The sequence below is a fragment of the Pseudomonas sp. S09G 359 genome, from assembly GCF_002843605.1.
In the GTDB taxonomy this organism is placed as follows: Bacteria; Pseudomonadota; Gammaproteobacteria; order Pseudomonadales; family Pseudomonadaceae; genus Aquipseudomonas.
This window is the reverse complement of the sequence record NZ_CP025263.1, coordinates 2755837-2772660: the sequence shown is the minus strand read 5'-3', so window position 1 is coordinate 2772660 and position 16824 is coordinate 2755837. Positions and strand designations below refer to the sequence as shown.

The following is a 16824-nucleotide window of genomic DNA, read 5'->3' as shown; positions in this document are numbered from 1 at the left end:
TGCTCCCGTTGGGCTGCGCAGCAGCCCCAGTGAATGCTACAGCGTACTGCCAGACAGAATCAGGTCGCAGGTTTTGGGGCCGCTTCGCAGCCCAACGGGAGCAAGCTCCCTCGCCACAGGGGCGGGGCGGCATTTGTGTACTCAGCCCCTCGCCGCAGCGCAAAAAACTCAAGACCGCGGCTTCCCCCCCACCGCCCTGGCCTGCCCTCGCGTATACAACGCCTCCACCAATTTCTGCCGCTCCTCCTGTGGCAACCCGCTGGCAAACTGTGCCAACGTCGTATCCACCAACGCTCGCAGCGCCGCATCCGCCTCGCGGGCCTTGGCCAACTCGGCCACCAATACATCGCGGTCCAGGGTCGGCGCCTCCAGTTGCTTGATCACCCCCAGGCGCGCTTCACGCCCGGCCATGACTAACGGCTGGCTGTCCGCTCGGTTATGCCGCAGCAATTGGCGCAGTTCTCTACGACGCTCGGGCGGTAGCTTGACCATGGCCTGGCGCAGCCCATGCTGGTTGACCACCGCTTCGGCCGGCGCGGCACTGGTCTTCCAGTGATAAAGACCGCCTCCCACCCCGCCGATCAAAAACACATTGAGCAGTACCGAAACAAGCAACCACGGCTTCAGGGGTTGGGCAATCATTGCTCGGTTTCCTCGGCGTTGACGGTAAAGACGACTTCGGCGTCGCCCTGATCGAAGACGCTGGGCAGCACTTCGGATGACAACATCGGCAGCGGCACGCTCATGGACGCCACCAGCGTGCCGGTGACGACCCCGGCAATGCCCACGCCCACCAGGCCGGCGGGCGATAACCAGCTGGCATAGCGTGACCAGAATGAACGTGGGAAGGATTGACGTACCTGGCGGATCAAGGCCGCATCCGCCAAAGTCGGTTGATGGCTGTTCAACTGGCCGTCGAGCCAGCGCGCGTCGGACATGGCGTCGCGCACGTGCACATCACCGCTGTCGAGCAACGCCTGGGCGGCGACCTGTTCAGCGGCAGGCCAGCGATGCAGCTCGGCCCCGTAGGCGTCGGCCAGGTAAGCAAAACGTTCGGGTGTCATGGTTTTCCCCTTCCTGGGCGGGCAAGCCCGGGTGTGTCGGCAAGTTGGCTGCGCAACTGGCGTCGGGCCCGCGACAGCAGGCTCTCCAGTGCCTCGACGCTGATATTCATCAGGGCCGCGGCGTCGATATTCGACAGCTCCTGGTAGTACTGCAGCACGATGGCTTCGCGCTGGCGTTCGGGCAAGGCCGCCAACGCGGCGGCCATGCGATCACTGCGGTCCTGGCTGTCTAACTGCTCTTCGGCGCCGGGCGAGGTGTCCACCAGCGCGGCCGCCTCCTCGTCTGTCAGCGGGCGCGCCTTGCGCCGGCGCAAGCGGTCGTGGCACAGGTTGAGCACGACCCGGTGCAACCAGGTGTCGAATCGCGCCTCGCCGCTTCGCCAGTGGGCCGCCTGGCGCCAGATGCGCAGGAAACTTTCCTGGGCCACGTCCTTGGCCTCGTCGGCATCGCCCAATAGCCGACTGGCAAGCGCGAGCAGACGCGGGAGCTTGCGCGTGACCATTTCATTGACGGCGGCAGGTTCGTTATTGCCGATACGGGCCAACAGCTCAACGTCCGGATCAGTCTCTTTCAATCGGGCAACTCTCGGCTAAAGGTCAGGTTTCAGCGGTTCCAATGCCCTTCGCGCCAGTACCAGTTCGGACCATGGGCTTCCCAGTGGCCCGGCTCCCAACGCGCATTGCGCATCACCGGCTGCCAGTGGCCGGGTACCCAGGCGTAGCCACGTCCTTCCCAGCGCCAATGCCCACGGTCCCAGGCGTAGCCGGGGCGCTCGGCGGGGATCATCTCCACGCGCTGCGGTGGCGGCGCCTGCTGGATGATGATTTCGGTCTGGGCAAATGCCGGGGTGCTGACAAACGCAACAAGGGCCAGCGGAGCTAGCAAGGCAAAACGCAATGTGGCCAGAGGTTTCATGGCAACTCCTTCATGCAACGAGCGAAAGTGCAGGTTGCTGATGGGTTGAACGGCGCGTGTAGAAAAACCCGTCGCAGGCTGCGCAGATTTTTTCCAACCGAACTCGGGAGCAGTATTGCTCAGGGGATGGCGGGGCTTGATGAAATGTTTGAAAGCATCGCGACGGATTCAGCCCGGTGCCCGCGTTGAAGGATTAACGCAGGTAAACCCAAGAGGAAACACTATGTACCGTCGCCTTACCATGCTGGTTGCCGCCTTGCTGATCGTCAGCCTCAGCGGTTGTGTGATCCTGCCGGAACACCGCCATTGCTGCTGGCGTTACTACGGTGCGCTCGACACACCCACCCCCACCGTCAACGGCTAACCTACCGCCGCAAACCCACGGCGCCCGGCCTTGATCTCGGTGCGCAGTTCGCCGATCAGGTTTGAGATGGAACGGATGCTGTCCAAACCCTCGGGGGACACGCAGGTCAGCAGCAAATCGACGCGACCGGAAACCGGCTCGAACACCTTGATGCGCAACGAGCCGTCGCCGTTCACGGTGCAATCGCATGCAAGCGGCAGGAACCCCGAGGCCATGATGCGGTTGAATTCGACGATGGACATCATGATCAGCACCCTCCCCTGCGCCTCACCCAGTTGTGGTGATGCACCCAGCGTAGATGAGCTTTTGCGCGGGCTCGGACTATTACTCGAAAGTGCCAACCACGCCTCATTTCGCCGCAAAAACGCCGATTGGCTGACGCCAGAAAACCCACCGAACGACCTCCCGTCTGCTGCCCAGGCTGGGGCTTGACTCCGCACGCCGATCAAAAGAGGCTCTCGGCTATTCGCCATTTTCCCGAACATCCCCATGAGCATCGTGCCCCCGAGCCAGCCCGACAGTGACGTGTACAAAACCCTGCTGGAGTCGACCAAGGCCATCCCCTGGCGTATCGACTGGCAGACCATGACCTTCAGCTATATCGGCCCGCAGATCGAGGCGTTACTGGGCTGGACCCCGCAAAGCTGGGTCACGGTGGACGACTGGGTCGAACGCATGCACCCGGATGACCGCGAATACGTGGTGAATTTCTGCGTGTCGCAATCCCGCGCGGGCGTGGACCACGAGGCCGATTACCGCGCACTGACGGTGACGGGCGACTACGTGTGGATTCGTGACGTGGTGCACGTGGTGCGCAAGGACGGTGAAGTCGAGGCGCTGATTGGCTTTATGTTCGATATCAGCGAGCGCAAGAAAACCGAAGAACACCTGGTGCGTCTGCAAAAACAACTTGAGGAATATTCCTACCAGGATGGCCTCACCGGCATCGCCAACCGGCGCATGTTCGACACCGTGCTGGAACGCGAATGGGCCAGTGCGCAGCGCAGCCAGTTGCCATTGTCGCTGATCATCCTCGATATCGACTTTTTCAAGCAGTACAACGACCACTACGGGCACATAAAAGGCGACGAATGCCTGCGCCAGGTAGCTCGCACCTTGTCGCAGGCGGCCAACCGGCCACGGGATTTCATTGCGCGTATCGGCGGTGAGGAGTTTGTGTGGTTGCTGCCGGAAACCGATGCGGCGTCAGCCCGGCAAGTGGCGCGACGCTGCCTGCATCTGATCCGCCAGCAGCAGATCGAGCATGGTTTTTCGGCGGTTTCGAACCTGCTGACCTTGAGCCTGGGCGTGGGTACGCGAACCGTCACCCCCGACCAGCCCATGCTGGAATTTGTCGAAGCGGTCGACAAGTTGCTGTACCAGGCCAAACGCAATGGGCGGATGCGCGCGGAGTTTGCCGGGGATGAAGTTTGACGTCGGGGTCAAATCGCGGGCAAAAAAAATCCCAAGTAGCTGATGGAAACTTGGGATTTAAAAATGCATAAACCGTGGGAGGTGAACGCCCGGCAATAATACCCAGTGTAAAAAGGCGGAACAAGATTATTTTAATCCTTTCGTCGGATTAAAAGCGCTGTAAGTCATTCAATAACCACACATTTTTAAAGGTAGTGAGAGTTATAAATGCCACTTTTTGGTGCAACTAAGCGCATATATCCATTGATAAAAAGTGGTTATTGACCGATCTCTTCCGACAGTTCGCACCTCTATCGCGAAGTTCGAGACCGCCCCTAAGGCTCCCCATGTTGCTGCCGCCGGAACTGCCCCGGCGCCAGCCCATGGGCCTTGCGAAAACACCGGGAAAAGTACGCTTCATCGGTAAACCCGCAGCGATGCGCGATGACACCGATCATCTGCGTGCTGTTGAGCAACAGCGTACGCGCCAGTTGCATGCGCCGGTCGAGTACCAGTTGGGAAAAGGGTTTGCCGGTTTCCTTGCGCAACAGGTGGGTCAGGTAGTTGGGGGACAGGAAGGCCGCGGCCGCGGTGTCCGTGAGGTTAAGGGTCGGCTCGTGCACATGCTCGCGGATATGCGCCTGCACCCGCGCCAAGGCATCCTTGCGCCCGCGTCGGGTGGCATTGTTGGCGGCGAAGGCCTGCAACGGCTCGGCGTAGTGCTCACACACCAGGCCGATCAACTGAAACAGGTAACCCTTGAGGCGCTCGCGGGCGCCGAAGGTGCGGTGGGCGTCGAGCTCGCGCATATGCGCGAGCCAGGTTTTCACTTCGTCGAACGCCGCGTCGTCGAGGATGAAATCCAGCTGTTCCTGGAAGCGAAACGGCGACAACTCCGGCGCCTGGCCGATGGGAATGTCTTCCAGGTCCAGGGGGTCGCAGGTCAGTTGTGGCAGGAAAAACGCCTGGCTGAAATTGATCAGCATGAAGTCGCCATCCTCGGGATGGGGAATCACATGCAGCCGATGGGGCAGGATAAACGCCAGGGCTTTGCGCGGAAACGGCCGTACGGCGCCACCGATATGCTGCACGGTGTCGCCGCCGAGGTTGATCTGGATCTGGAAGTACTCATGGCGATGGGGGCTGGTCAGCGCCGCCCTTCCGCGCTTGTCGCGGATATAGAAGTCGGGGCGGTCGCTGCGTTGTTCCATGCCGTACGTGGTGACGCGGGTGCCTGGCATAGCGCTCTCTCGGGTGGCCTGGGCCTGAATCGAAAGGCACCACTGTAGCCTCAAGCCTGGCTGAGGGTAAAACTCAACTCGCCGACGCCGTCGATGCCGGCGCTAAGCACATCGCCCGGTTGCAGCGCACCGACGCCGGCGGGGGTGCCGGTGAAGATCAGGTCGCCGGGTTTGAGCGCCACCGATCGGGAGGCGTAGCTGATCACTTCGCTGACATTCCAGATCAGGTCGGCCAGGTCACCGACCTGGCGTTGTTCGCCGTTGACCTTGAGCCAGATTTTCCCGCGTGCGGGGTGCCCGATGGCGCTCACCGGTTGCAGTGCGGTGGTCGGCGCTGACTCATCGAACGCCTTGGCCCAGTCCCACGGGCGTGAGAGCTTTTTCGCCTCGGCCTGCAGGTCGCGACGGGTCAGGTCGATACCGACGCCATAACCCCAGACGTGGGACAACGCGTCTTCAACACTGATATCCACCCCGCCTTTGCCAATGGCTACCACCAGTTCGACTTCATGGTGCAGGTCGGCGGTCAGCGGTGGGTAGGCGATCACACCCGAGGCCGGGACCACGGCGTCTGCCGGTTTCATAAAGAAGAACGGTGGCTCGCGGTCAGGGTCGTGGCCCATTTCCCGGGCGTGCTCGCTGTAGTTACGGCCCACGCAAAACACCCGGCGCAGGGGGAAACGCGCAGCACCGCCCTGTACTGCCAGGGACGGTGTTGGCGCGGGGGTGAATACATAATCGGTCATGGCCTGTGCCTCTTGGTTTACCTGGCGCCAGTATGGCCAGGGCCCGCGGGGTGAAGTTGGACAGGCTTACGCAGATTTTGCACTGGGCGGTGCTTGCAGCTGCGGGGCCCGCGTCAACAGGCGATACAGCGGCAGGCTCGCCGCCTGGATCAGCAACATGCGGATCACCTGCATCGCCGTCACCAGGGTGACCGCCAGGCCCAACGCCTCGGCAGTCAGGCTCATTTCCGGCGCACTGCCGGGCATCATGCCCAGGGCCAGGGACAGCCATGGCAGACCCAGCCAGGTGCCCAACCCCAAAGCCGCCAGCGCCGTGGCCAGCACCGACCCCGCCAGCAACAGCAACACCTTCGCCAGAAAACCCGGCGCGCGGCGTAGGAAACTACGGTCAAACGCGACACCCAAAGCGCAGCCGATCAACAACTGGCCAGTGCCACTCAGCCAACCGGGCATGCTCATCGACAGGTTATTGCAACCCACGCCCACCGCGCAGATCAGCAACGGCCCAAACGTCCAGGGATTGGGCAGCTTGCAGTGTTTAAAGGCCAATGCGGCGAGCCAGCCCATCGCCAGGATAAAGACCAGCCACGGCCAGATCACCGGCAACGCAGGATGCGGCACCCCGTGGGGCACCCCGAAGGTGACGACGGCGGGTACTGTCAGCAGAATCAACAGCAGGCGGATGCTATGGGCGGCGGCGATAAACCCCGCGTCGGCCTGACGCTGGCGGCCCAGATGGACCATCTCCGAAGAGTTGGCCGGCATCATGGCGAAGAACGCCGTGCCCAGCGGCACGCCCCAGCGATGCAGGATCAGCACCGACCCCAGCGCCAGCACCAACGTGAGCAACACCGCCAGCACGATCAACCCCAGATGCGCCGCCACTTGCTGCATCACTGGCAACGTGAAGTGGCAGCCGATGGCGACCGCCACTATCACCTGCCCGGCTTGACGGCCGTAGGGAATTTCCGGCACCAGGCCGCCAGCGCAGCGGGTCAGCAACACCGCGACCAAGGCTCCGATCACCCACGGCAGCGGCCACCCGGCCCAACTCGCCAGGCTGCCGCCCAAGGCACCGACTATCAGGGTTATAAGCCAGTATTGGCGAAGATTGAGCATCATGTTGGACCCGGCATGGAGAAGGATGGCGCAAGGTTATAGACTTGCCTTCATCACAGAAAATATCCATTTGTGAAGCAAGCCATCACTCTTTGTTATGCGAGCCGATATGAACCTGAAAGCGCTGGAATATTGCGTCGAGATCGCCCGCCAAGGCAGCTTCACCAAGGCCGCGCAGGCGCTGCATGTGGCGCAACCGGCGCTGAGCATGGCCGTCAGCCGCTTGGAGGATGAGTTGGGCGTGGCGTTGTTCAACCGTGCCACCCGGCAGATCAGCGTGACCGCCGAAGGCCAGCTGTTCCTGGCCCGCGCCGAAGCCTGCCTGCAGGGCCTGGCCGGGGCCCGCCGTGAGTTGCAGGACTTGACCCAATTGCACAGCGGCGAAATCCGCATCGGCGTGCCGCCCATGTATGGCATCCGGCATATCCCGGAGCTGTTGATGCAGTTTCGCGCGCGCTACCCGGGCATTGCCATGCATGTGGTGGAAGGCAGCGCCGATGACATCAGCGAGCGCTTGGCCACACGGCAGATCGATGTGGCGTTGCTGGAGTCGCGACGGGTGGACCCGGGCTGGGAGTCGGTGTTGCTCGGCAGTGATGAGATGGTGTTGTGCGTCAACGTCCAGCACCCGCTGGCACGCCTGCGGTCAATCCCGGCTGAACGCTTGAAGGGTGAGGCGATGCTGGTGTTCGACAACACCTTTTTGCAGCGCCACCTGCTGGACGCCTTTTGCAGCCATGCTCGGGTGAGTTTCAACATCGCCCTGGAAAGCAACTTCGTGCCCCTGGTGATCGCCGCGACCCGCAGCGGCATGGGGGTTTCCACCCTGCTGCGTTCGGTGCAGGAGCAGGAACCCGGGCTGGTGGGTGTGTCGTTCGAGCCCGCGCAGTTCATGCACTTCAACCTGTGCTGGCGCGCCAGTGAATACCTGTCCCAAGCCAACCGACGGTTTATTGAAACGGCGCGAGTGTATTTCCAGGAAGACGCCAGCTCGCCGCTTACGCGTTAAGCCACTCGCCCGATCATTTACGCGCTACTTTGTAGCGCAGGCAATCCTGGTAGAAGCCCTGGCGAATCGCCTCGGGTTTCAGGCGTGAACGACTGTCATAGGTCTGCTCGGTGATGCCCATGGCCATCATGCGCATCCACGATTTGTTGAACTTGATGGTCTGGATCTTCTGCCGCGCGGCGTACAGCGACACCCCCGACAGCTTCAACTCCTGGGCCCTGGCGGCCGTACCGGCGCCCCAACTGCACATGTACTTGTCACCCTCGCGCAGCTCCCGTGCCTGCACAGCAGCTGCGCCGCCGGCCAGGGAACAGGCGATCAGCATGATTCCAACAGTGCGCATTTGCTTCCTCACCTAACCACCTGAAAATAAAAGCGATTCTGGCGAGGATTTGGTTACAGGGGGGCCATTAAATTGCCTTCTTACGCACAACATCCGCCACAAATAACTGAAGCCCCCCGCAAGAAGCTGAAGCCCCCCCCGCACAAAACTGTGGCGAGCGAGCTTGCTCGCGTTGGGGCGCGAAGCGGCCCCTCTTCAAGACAATCGTGTTCTTCAGGTAAACCGCGATCCCTGGTTTTGGGGCCGCTACGCAGCCCAACGCGAGCAAGCTCGCGCGCCACAACAAGCTTGCTTGCCACATTGACTGCGCTGGCTAGGACAAACCAGATCAGCGATCACCACTGATAGGTCGCACTCGCCTGCACGGTGCGCTGTGAGCCATACCAGCACCACGAGTAGGAATAGCACGACGCGACATACTCTTTATTCGCCAGGTTAGTGGCGTTGAGCGCCAGGCGCAGGTTGTCCTTGAGGTTGGCGATATTCGCAATGTCGTAATGCACCGCCGCATCGAACAAGGTGTAGCCCGGCACCTTCAGGGTGTTGGCGGTATCGCCCCAGGACGAACCGACATAACGCGCGCCCGCACCGGCACCGAAGCCCTTGAGGTGGCCGTCGTGGAAGGTGTAGTCGGCCCACGCCGAGGCGGTGTGGCGCGGCACACCATAGGTGGTGGTGCCTTCGGCCGGCACAGGCGCGCCGACACCAAGGTCCGTGACAGGCGCATACCGCACGGTGCTGTTGGACTTGCTGACGCGGTTATCCAGGTAAGCGTATGCCGCGGTTATATCCAGGTTGTCGTTGAGGCTGGCCTTGCCTTCCAGCTCAAAGCCACGGGATTGCTGTTCGCCATCCTGGATGCTGCAACGGCCGCTGCCGCACAGGTGGGTTGGGTCCGGGTCCATGGTCGGAACGTTGGTCTGGCGCAGGTCGAAAAGCGCCGCGGTAATAAAGCTGTTGCTACCCGGCGGCTGGTACTTGATGCCGATCTCATACTGCTTGCCTTCCGTCGGTTTAAACACTGAACCGCCGAACCCGGTGCCCGACTGCGGGTTGAACGACTCCGAGTAGCTGGCATACGGTGCCAGGCCATTGTCGAACAGATAAACCAGCCCTACGCGGCCGGTAAACGCCTTGCTGTCCAGGGACGACTGGCTCTTGACCCCGGTCCTGAGGGTTTTGGTGGTGCTGTCGGTGCTGGCCCAGTCGTAACGACCGCCCAGCAACAGCACCCATTTGTCCCATTTCATTTGCTCTTGCAGGTACACACCGGTTTGCTCGCTGCGCGAGGTGGCGTCGGTGGCGAACGCCGGCGTGACCACCGGGGCACCGTAGACCGGATCGAAGATATCCAGGCTCGGCCCAGTGCCGAACCCCTGCTTGGTATCGGTGCTGGTGTTCTGGTAATCGAGCCCCATCAACAAGGTGTGCTGCAGCGGGCCGGTGTCGAACTTGGCTTGCACCTGGTTATCCAGGGTGTAGGCATCCATGTCGACATCTGCGGCGATGGTGGACCGGTTGGAGGTACGGTAATCCGCCTGCAAGTTGCTGTTGTAGATGCTGCGGTACACCCCTTCTGCCCGCAGGTAACGCGCGTTCTGGCGCACGGTCCACACATCGTTGAAGTGATGTTCAAACGCGTAGCCGATGGAGTAATACTCGCGGTCGCTTTTCTCGAAGCTCTTTTCGCCGTCGTAGAAATCCACGTCGATATTGCGCCCGGTCGGGCTATGCAACACCGAACCCCACGCGGGTACCGAGCCGTAGGACGCACCCTTGGGGTCCTTCTGGAAATGCCCGAGCAGGGTCAGCGAAGTGTCTTCGTCCGGGCGCCAGGTGAACGCGCTGGATAATGACTGGCGACGGGTCTCGGTGTGTTCGACCTGGCCGTCGGCATCATCGAAAAGGCCGGCGACTCGGTAGGAATAAACGCCCTGATCGTCGATTGGGCCGCTCATGTCGAAGGTGGTGCGCTTCTTGTTGAAGGTACCGTATTCGACGCCCACTTCATGAAACGGCGTGTCCAGCGGGCGCTTGGTGACCATGTTGATCACCCCGCTCGGCGTGCCTTGCCCATAAAGCACCGAGGCCGGGCCGCGCAGCACTTCGACGCGCTCCAGGTCGAACGCATCTTTTTGCGGCAAGGCGTCACGGCTCGATGGCATGCGCAGGCCGTCGAGGTAGGTGGCCGGAGCGAAGCCGCGAATGGTCAATTGGTCCAGGCGCGAAGCGGTGGCGCCACGGGTTTCCGGGACTACGGCGGCGCTGTAGCGCAGGATCTGGTTGAGGCTCTCGGCGTTCTGCGCGCGCATCTGGTCTTTGGTGACGATGGAGATCGACTGCGGCGTCTCGATCAGCGCAGTATCGGTCTTGGTGCCCGACAGGCTGCGGGTGGCCACGTAGCCGGACACCGGCCCGGTCGGGCTTTCGCTCCGGTAGGCGCCGCTGATGGTGGTGGCCTGCAACTCCATGGCGCCGCCGTTATCCGGAAGCGCTTCCAGACGGTAGCGGTCCGCCGAGATTTTCAACGCTTGCAGGCCGCTGCCCGCGAGCAACTGCGTCAGCGCCACGTCGGTGTCGTATTGCCCACTCAGGCCATTGCTGTGTTTGCCGCGTGTGAGGCTTGCGTCGAATGCCAGCACCAGGCCCGCCTGCTCCGCCAGGCTATTGAGCGCCTGGCTCAAGTCACCGGCCGCAATCGAAAAGCCGCGCACCGTGCTGCTGTCTGCAGCGACGGCGGGTTGGACAGCCAGCAACGGCACGGCGGCAAAAGCTATCGCCACTGACAAGGCCAGTGGGTGCAAGGGACGAGCAAGGCGCGACATGGGAAATCCTGCGTAATAGAGGTTCTATTAACCATGACGGCCACCTCGGAAAATCGGGCAAGGATGCGAGGCGTTTTTATTTGAGAATCTTTTTGGCGGGTTACCACAATCAGCTACGTCGCTATTTTGTGTGGCCCTTGGGGCGCCCCTTTCGCGGATTTTTCCCTTTGCTGGTAAGCACTTTCTGATTTTTCCAACCGTTCATCCAGCCGCTTTTGGCTGCGGCAGACTCCGACACCTTGCCCCCTGTCGAGACGTCACGGATGACTCACACCGCCCACATTGCCTTTATCGAACATGAACTGGATGGCTTCCATCAGAGCCTGGCGGTGTATCGCCAGCAGATGAAGAGCTGGTATGGGCGTGCACTGGATTCGGTCAGCCACGCTGCGGATTTACCGTCGTTGCTGGGGATGGATCGGGTGTTGCGGGTGGGGGCTTCGCAGACCTCGGTGAGCATCACTGATCCGGACGTTCTCGGCAGTGTGGTCATGTGCCAGCTGGGCGGCGAGCTGAAGATCGAAAGCCAGTTCGAGTCTGTGTACGACGTGCCGATTGGCGACATTCCGGTGGAGGTGATCGGCCTGGATGACGGCAGTACGACCGTTGTGATGTTGGATGAGCACGGCAAGGGTTCGCACCCCTGTGCCGCTGGCAAGCGCTATCAGGTGCGCGTGCAGGGCGGCGTCTCGGCGCAACAGGTGGATGCACTGTTTGCCTCCTACGCCGGGCTGACGTCGGACCTTGAACAATGGCTCCGGGAGCAGTGGCAAGGTTTCAGGCCGCATTGGACAGCCTCTACCGCCAGCGCCATCGGCAGCGGTGTGCTGGCCGGCAGCTGGGCAGCGATCCGCGATGTGTGGGACAGCATCAAGCTGGTCCAGGCCATTCTTGAAGACCCGTTGAAATACGCCGAACAGTTGGGCGCCGAGGCGGCCAGGCTGGCGAAAATCGCCACTGATGCACCCAAGGTCATGGAACAGGCGATGTTGCTGGCCAGTGATGAGGCGGCGCTGTTCCTGATGATGCGCACGGCGATGCTGTGGCTGGACGCCCTGCCGCCCAGCGACATCGCCGAGGCCGCCGCCGGGTTTGTGGTGTCGTTGTTGGTTGACCTGGTGATCGCTGTGGTGCTGGCGATTGCACTGCCGGCGGCGGGCGTGGCCTACCTGAGCTTGCGGTTGGTCAAATACGGCAAGCAGATCATGGCGATGGCCATCGGCTTTGTTGAGAGCCTGTTCGCGATTCTTACCAGGTTCATGCAGGCGGTGGATCGCTACAAGGCCGTGGCGGTTCGCGGAGTGGTGGGTGGGCTGAAGCAAGGCACGATGCAGATGCGTTGGCGTGCGCGGCAGAACGCGGTTTTGAAGCAGAAAGAGCACGTTGATGACGTGCCCGTGTCGGCGAAAAACCCGAAGGGGGATGCGGCAGCTTCTGCGGATAAGACTGCGACCAATGGTTGCCCGGTGTCGATGGTTACCGGGGAGGAATTGCTGACGCTGACCGATGGGACGCTGGATGGGGTGCTGCCGTTTGAGTGGACCCGGGTGTATCGCACCAGTGCGGTGGAAGTGGATTGCGGGTTGGGGTTTGGGTGGAGTCATTCGCTGGCGCAGCGGCTTGCTGTTTCTGGCGAATCGGTGGTGTGGACGGACCACGAAAATCGGTCGACCACCCTGCCCTTGCCTACCGTTTCTCGACCGGCAATCACCAATAGCCTGGCTGAAGCGGCGATCTACCTGAGTGATTTGCCCGATGAGCTGATCCTAGCGCAGGCCACGCGTTTCTATCATTTTCGCGATGGCGTGCTGGTCTCGATCAGCGATGCGTATGACAACCGGCTGCGGATTTTTCGGGACTACTCCGGGCGTATTGAGCGTTTGGATAACGGTGTCGGGCGCTCGCTGTTTTTGCGCTATGCGTCGGGTCGCATCGTCGCGGTGGACTATCAGGTTCAGCGCGCCAAGGGCCATGAACCCTTTGAATGGGTTACCGAGTTTTGCATTGTTTCCTACGCCTATGACGACGCTGGCCGGCTGACCTCGGCGACCAATGCTGTAGGTGAATGTGAGGTTTATCGGTACGACGATCAGCACGTCATATTGGAACGTGGGCTGGCCGGTGGGGCGAGCTTCTTTTGGGAGTGGGAACGCGCGGGTAAGGCGGCACGCTGTGTCCGGCACTGGGCCAGCTTTTCGCAGATGGACACGCGCTATGCCTGGGACGACAACGGCCGCGTCACCGTGCATAACGCCGATGGTAGCCAGGAGGTCTATGTCCACGATGACCGCGCACGGCTGGTGCAGCGCATCGATGCGGATGGTGCCGAGCATTTCAAATCCTATGACGACAAAGGCCGGCTGACGGTTGAGCAAGACCCGCTGGGGGCGGTGACGGCGTATCAATACGACGAAGCCGGACGTCTGGTGGCGCTGTTTCCGGGGGATGACGAGCCGACTTCCTACGAGCATGACAATGGTTTCGTACGGGTCGTGCGGCGTGGAAAAGCAGTCTGGAAATATGAGCGCAATGACCACGGCGACATTACGCGTAAGACCGATCCCGACGGCCACATTACCGACTACAGCTACGACAAATATGGACAACTGATTGGGGTTTGGTATCCCGACGGCAGTTGCCATCGGCTGGTGTGGAATGAGCGTGGGCAGCTCATTGAAGAACAGCTGCCAAATGGTGGGATCAAGCGTTATCGCTATGACGATCTTGGGCGGCAAGTGGCGCGGGAGGATGAGCATGGCGCGCTGACCCAGTATCAGTGGAACAGCGTGGGTCGCTTGACTCGCTTGGTGTTACCAGGCGGCGCGGCGCGGGAATACAGCTACAACCCCTACGGAAAAATCACCGCTGAACGTGATGAACTCGGGCACGTCACCCGCTACGAATACGCCGATGGGCTGCACCTGATCAGCCGCCGTATCAACGCCGATGGCAGCCAGGTCAAATACCGCTATGACAATGTTCGGTTGCTGCTGACCGAAATTGAAAATGAAGTCGGCGAGACTTACACACTCGACTACCACCCCAACGGCCTGATCCAGCAGGAAACCGGGTTCGACGGCCAGCGTACGGCTTACGCTTACGACCTCAACGGCAACCTGCTGGAGAAAACTGAATACGGCGACGACGGCAGTCAGCTAATCACCCGCTACGCGCGCGATCACGCCGGCCGCCTCGTACGAAAAACCCTACCAGACGACACCCTTGTCGATTACGCCTACGACCGCCAAGGCAACCTCCTTAGCGTCGAGGACGGCCACTGGGCGCTGTCCTACGAGTACGACGCCCAAAACCGCCTCACCGCCGAGCACCAAGGCTGGGGCACCTTGCGCTATGGCTACGACGCCTGCGGCCAACTGCAAAACCTACGGCTGCCGGACAATAACCGTCTGGTGTTCAACCATTGCAAAGGCGGCCACCTCGCCACTGTCGAACTGAATGGCACAGTACTGACGTCCCACCTGTTCAAAGCCGGCCAGGAACAGCAACGCCAACAAGGCCAACTTCTCAGCCACTACCACTACGACGACCAACAGCGCCTGCACGCCCACGCCGTCACCCAACAGCAACACACCCTCTACCAGCGCCAATACGACTACGACAAATCCGGCAACCTCACCCGCCTGCTCGACACCCGCAAAGGCGAACACCACTACCACTACGACCCCCTCTCGCGCCTCACCCGCGCCGACCACTCCCAAGACATCCAGGAACGCTTCGCCCACGACCCCGCCGGCAACCTGCTGATGCAAGACCGCCCCGGTCCCGACATCGTCGCCGGCAACCGCCTGACCATCCAGGGCGACCGCCACTACGACTACGACGCCTTCGGCAACCTCATCCGCGAACGACGTGGCAAAGGCCACGCGCTAATCACCGAATACCGCTACGACAGCCAACACCGCCTGATCGGCCTCACCCAACCCAACGGGCAAACCGCCAGCTACCGCTACGACCCATTCGGGCGGCGCATTGGCAAAACGGTGGATGCCATCACCACCGAGTTTTTCTGGCAAGGCGACAAGCTGATTGCCGAACACCACGCGGGTCGCCATCGCAGCTATATCTACGAGCCCGACAGCTTCCGCCCACTGACACTCCTAGAAGGCTACGGCCCAAAGGAAACCAAACCCTACCACTACCAACTCGACCACCTGGGCACGCCCCAGGAACTCACAAACCCCGACGGCGAAATCGTCTGGTCCGCGCACTACCGCGCCTACGGCGAAATCACCCGCCTCGACGTGGGCAAAGTCGACAACCCGCTGCGCTTTCAGGGCCAGTACTTCGACCCGGAAAGCGGGCTGCACTACAACCGCCATCGCTACTACAATCCGGATATTGGTCGCTACCTGACACCGGACCCGGTGAAGCTGGCCGGTGGGATTAACGCGTACCAGTACGTGCCTAATCCTACGGGGTGGGTGGATCCGTTAGGGTTTTCCTGCGTCCGCGGTAACTGCCCAGGGCAACAAAATAAGCCGCAAAAGCGACATGGGGAATCCCCTCCGGATATAGGAGAGGCGATTCACTCATCAACTTATGAGCAAGCTTTGAACAAAGCGCTTGTATGGTTATTAGAATATGACTTCCGAGCAGAGAAACCAAAACTAGGTAAATTCGGGAACCGTAAAGGAGAACCCATAGGTATGCAAACCGCCGACAACAAAACCGGCTATCGTGTTGAACACGATGAAAAGAGTGGTGCACATATCAACGTATGGACACATAGAAAACACGGCCCTCATTACACATTTGAAGGCGACCACAAAATAGTATTCCAGATAACTAAAAGGTTTGCAAAAAAATGACCTATCTCGATGAAGAACTAATTGAAGACTTTAAAAAAATAAACACACCAATAGTTATTTTACCCAAGGAAAGACACAATTCAATTGTACAAAAAATAAACGACAACATTCCTTTTTCTGGAAGTCAGATTGCATGGAGCTTATTGGAAAAAAGCACGTACCTCGGTGCAACAACTTCGCAACCCGCCCTGAAATCACTTGATAAAAAAATCAAGCTGATTGCTGAAGGTGATGTGCTTTTGGTTGGCGATTCCACCGACAACGCCTACTCGATAAACGTTAAAGACCTTTTCTTGGCGCTTCGAATATTTTCGACAATACCGCAACACACCTACATAACTCAGGAAGATCAGAGCTGGATAGCGTGCATATCATTTGAGGGTGATATTTATTTTGCAATCTTATGAACCCAGCCTAAATCTCGAAACATTGACAACTAAATATTTAGCACAGGTAAAAAAAGCGACAGACCTGCTCGAGCAATCATTTGGAAGCAAAAATATTCTGAGATTATGGCGCGCAAAAAAATCCCGCGAAGAGGCTCAGTCACCGACTGACGTAACTTATGAGCCACATGGAATTGATTGCAGTGTTTACCTATCCGAAGTACGTGTCGCGTGAAACTTCATTCACCGATTGGAAATGGGATGGCGCTATTGAGTGGAACCGTCCCCAGAATTGATGACATTCTGGATGTAGAGGTCGACCTGGATGAAATCTTTTCCTGGGGACGAAATATCACAGCCTCATCTGGTAGAACCCCAAGCATCTCGGTTGCAAACGGCATCACTCAAATAACAGCTGAACTGATCCAAGGTACAGACGAAGAATGCACAGCATTACAATTCGGTGATTCAATACTTATTATTGAATTGGACACGCCAATAGCGGAAAAAACCGGGTTCGTTGACGTGATAACAACCAAAGTCCGCCTGCATCCAACAAACATTTAACC

The 16824-nt window shown here is 60.0% G+C and carries 17 protein-coding genes; 7 read left to right on the top strand and 10 right to left on the bottom strand.

Annotation, left to right across the window (positions count from 1 at the left end):
• Positions 1-168 precede the first annotated feature (168 nt).
• From CXQ82_RS12450 to CXQ82_RS12435, 4 genes are read right to left on the bottom strand one after another with little or no spacing between them, the layout of a single operon-like run.
• Positions 169-642, bottom strand: a complete 474-nt coding sequence (locus CXQ82_RS12450; protein WP_101269306.1) for a periplasmic heavy metal sensor — start codon at positions 640-642, stop codon at positions 169-171.
• Positions 639-1064, bottom strand: coding sequence for a hypothetical protein (locus CXQ82_RS12445; RefSeq protein ID WP_101269304.1), 426 nt, complete (start codon positions 1062-1064; stop codon positions 639-641). Before CXQ82_RS12445 ends, CXQ82_RS12450 begins: the two co-directional genes overlap by 4 nt.
• Positions 1061-1639, bottom strand: coding sequence for an RNA polymerase sigma factor (locus CXQ82_RS12440; protein ID WP_101269302.1), 579 nt, complete (start codon positions 1637-1639; stop codon positions 1061-1063). Before CXQ82_RS12440 ends, CXQ82_RS12445 begins: the two co-directional genes overlap by 4 nt.
• A 29-nt stretch (positions 1640-1668) precedes the next feature.
• Positions 1669-1980: a YXWGXW repeat-containing protein gene (locus CXQ82_RS12435; protein ID WP_101269300.1), complete on the bottom strand. Its 312-nt coding sequence runs from the start codon at positions 1978-1980 to the stop codon at positions 1669-1671.
• Positions 1981-2203: 223 nt separating this feature from the next.
• Here CXQ82_RS12435 and CXQ82_RS31420 point away from each other — a divergent pair, with 223 nt between their 5' ends.
• The gene (locus CXQ82_RS31420) at positions 2204-2344 is read left to right on the top strand and encodes a hypothetical protein (protein WP_177409901.1); all 141 of its coding nucleotides are present in this window, start codon (positions 2204-2206) and stop codon (positions 2342-2344) included.
• On the opposite strand, the gene CXQ82_RS12430 is transcribed toward CXQ82_RS31420, so the two are convergent.
• Positions 2341-2589, bottom strand: coding sequence for a DUF1652 domain-containing protein (locus CXQ82_RS12430; protein ID WP_101273773.1), 249 nt, complete (start codon positions 2587-2589; stop codon positions 2341-2343). The two genes, CXQ82_RS31420 and CXQ82_RS12430, sit on opposite strands and share 4 nt — an antisense overlap.
• Before the next feature lie 244 nt (positions 2590-2833).
• Here CXQ82_RS12430 and CXQ82_RS12425 point away from each other — a divergent pair, with 244 nt between their 5' ends.
• A complete protein-coding gene (locus CXQ82_RS12425) occupies positions 2834-3778 on the top strand; it encodes a diguanylate cyclase (RefSeq protein WP_101269298.1) in 945 nt (314 codons plus the stop codon).
• A gap of 314 nt (positions 3779-4092) precedes the next feature.
• Here CXQ82_RS12425 and CXQ82_RS12420 read toward each other — a convergent pair whose 3' ends face one another.
• From CXQ82_RS12420 to CXQ82_RS12410, 3 genes are all read right to left on the bottom strand, one after another.
• Complete coding sequence (locus tag CXQ82_RS12420; RefSeq protein ID WP_101269296.1) at positions 4093-4998, bottom strand: response regulator transcription factor; 906 nt, start codon at positions 4996-4998, stop codon at positions 4093-4095.
• Between the two features lie 50 nt (positions 4999-5048).
• Positions 5049-5744 (bottom strand): fumarylacetoacetate hydrolase family protein, encoded by a 696-nt coding sequence (locus CXQ82_RS12415; protein WP_101269293.1) that lies wholly within the window; start codon positions 5742-5744, stop codon positions 5049-5051.
• A gap of 66 nt (positions 5745-5810) precedes the next feature.
• On the bottom strand, positions 5811-6863 hold the full coding sequence (locus tag CXQ82_RS12410; RefSeq protein ID WP_101273772.1) for an AbrB family transcriptional regulator: 1053 nt from the start codon (positions 6861-6863) through the stop codon (positions 5811-5813).
• Between the two features lie 109 nt (positions 6864-6972).
• On the opposite strand from CXQ82_RS12410, the gene CXQ82_RS12405 reads away from it, so the two are divergent.
• Complete coding sequence (locus CXQ82_RS12405; protein WP_101269291.1) at positions 6973-7872, top strand: LysR family transcriptional regulator; 900 nt, start codon at positions 6973-6975, stop codon at positions 7870-7872.
• 13 nt (positions 7873-7885) lie between these two features.
• On the opposite strand, the gene CXQ82_RS12400 is transcribed toward CXQ82_RS12405, so the two are convergent.
• On the bottom strand, positions 7886-8215 hold the full coding sequence (locus CXQ82_RS12400; RefSeq protein ID WP_101269289.1) for a hypothetical protein: 330 nt from the start codon (positions 8213-8215) through the stop codon (positions 7886-7888).
• Between the two features lie 335 nt (positions 8216-8550).
• Positions 8551-11040 (bottom strand): TonB-dependent siderophore receptor, encoded by a 2490-nt coding sequence (locus CXQ82_RS12395; RefSeq protein WP_101269287.1) that lies wholly within the window; start codon positions 11038-11040, stop codon positions 8551-8553.
• A 263-nt stretch (positions 11041-11303) separates the two neighbouring features.
• Between CXQ82_RS12395 and CXQ82_RS12390 the strand changes: the two genes are divergently transcribed.
• From CXQ82_RS12390 to CXQ82_RS12375, 4 genes are read left to right on the top strand one after another with little or no spacing between them, the layout of a single operon-like run.
• Positions 11304-15869, top strand: a complete 4566-nt coding sequence (locus CXQ82_RS12390; RefSeq protein WP_101269285.1) for an RHS repeat-associated core domain-containing protein — start codon at positions 11304-11306, stop codon at positions 15867-15869.
• Positions 15866-16276, top strand: coding sequence for a hypothetical protein (locus CXQ82_RS12385; protein ID WP_101269283.1), 411 nt, complete (start codon positions 15866-15868; stop codon positions 16274-16276). Before CXQ82_RS12390 ends, CXQ82_RS12385 begins: the two co-directional genes overlap by 4 nt.
• On the top strand, positions 16251-16490 hold the full coding sequence (locus CXQ82_RS31915; RefSeq protein ID WP_371917358.1) for a hypothetical protein: 240 nt from the start codon (positions 16251-16253) through the stop codon (positions 16488-16490). Before CXQ82_RS12385 ends, CXQ82_RS31915 begins: the two co-directional genes overlap by 26 nt.
• Positions 16487-16822, top strand: a complete 336-nt coding sequence (locus tag CXQ82_RS12375; protein ID WP_157832156.1) for a hypothetical protein — start codon at positions 16487-16489, stop codon at positions 16820-16822. Before CXQ82_RS31915 ends, CXQ82_RS12375 begins: the two co-directional genes overlap by 4 nt.
• The last annotated feature ends 2 nt before the right edge of the window (positions 16823-16824 follow it).